Raw genomic sequence first — 1,231 nt, 5'->3', positions numbered from 1 at the left:
ATTGTTCAGAAGGCTTGCGTTTTCGATGCATTCTTTTGTGATTCGACAGGGCTTTTGCATTCTTGCAGACCTTTCCGCATGGCTGTTGTTGGCCTTCCTCCCCGACCACGGTGACATCACAGGTTTGTTGTCCAGTGTGGTATCCGCTTTTATGCTCCAACAGGGCTTTAGCATTCCTGAAGATCTTCCCGCATGGCTGCGGCTGACCATCCTTCCGAACTACAGTCACGTCACAGGTTTGTTGCCCGGTGTGGTCTCTGTTTTTGTGATTCGTCAGGGCTTGAACATTCTTGCAGGTCTTTCCGCATGGCCGCGACTGATCATCCTCACCGATTACAGTTACGTTACAGGTTTTTAGCCCGGTGTGCTGTCCGCTTTTGTGAATGTACAGATATGCGGCATTTCTGCAAGCCTTTCCACATGGTCGCGGCTGGCCACCCTCCCCGATTACGGTCACGTCACAGGTCTTTTTCCCGGTGTGCTGTCCGCTTTTGTGAGTGGCCAGAGCTGCAGCATTTCTGCAGACCGACCCGCAGGGCCGTTGCAGACCGTCCCTCTCGATCACGGGCACATCACAGGTTTGTTGCGTCGTGTGGTCTCTTCTTTTGTGATTCTGCAGGGCTTGAGCATTCTTGCAGACACTCCCACACGGCTGCGGTTGACTATCCTCCCCGACCACAGTCAGGTCACAGATTTTTTGCCCGGAGTGGCTGTTGCCTATGTGACGCGACAGTGATTTTGCATCCTTCAAGACCTTCCCACATTGCAGCAGCTGGCCATCTTCCCCGAATATGATCAAGTTGCAAATGGCTTGCCCGGCAGGGACGTTTTTATCGATTGTCCCTACAACCATTGAATCTAAGGCGACCCCGTTAACAGGTTTGCAAATAGAGCAGTATCTATTGGTCAAATGAGGGCATGAGTTTTGCCCGGGCGTTGCTACTGTTGGATCTTTCGAACTTTCTTCGCAATCCGGCGCTCTGCTATCGGATAAACCGGAAGACTGCCGGAATTGACAAGCCCCATGACAGAGATGAACGAAACAGTTTAAACCTAACGTATGTGGTTGTTGTTCAGGGACTCCATTATTCCCGCCAGAATCAGAATACAGAAGGCTAGTGAAATAGCCTATGGGTTGAGAGAGGGCTTTCGGGGCTTCCTGCCCGGATGATTCTGATGACGGGTTGGGTTGTTGGTTGTGTCCAGAGCCAGGCATCATAGTGGTGATCGC

Annotated in this window: 1 protein-coding gene; it reads right to left on the bottom strand. The window is 51.7% G+C overall.

All coding sequences use genetic code 11. From position 1 onward, the window contains the following. Nucleotides 1-1,231, bottom strand: a 1,231-nt coding sequence (locus KDK19_RS19140) for a hypothetical protein (protein ID WP_257292637.1), incomplete at both ends; no start/stop codon positions are given.

The sequence above is a fragment of the Endozoicomonas sp. ONNA1 genome, from assembly GCF_024606325.1.
In the GTDB taxonomy this organism is placed as follows: Bacteria; Pseudomonadota; Gammaproteobacteria; order Pseudomonadales; family Endozoicomonadaceae; genus Endozoicomonas_A.
The sequence above is the reverse complement of the archived record's forward strand: the minus strand, read 5'-3'. Positions and strand labels throughout refer to the sequence as shown.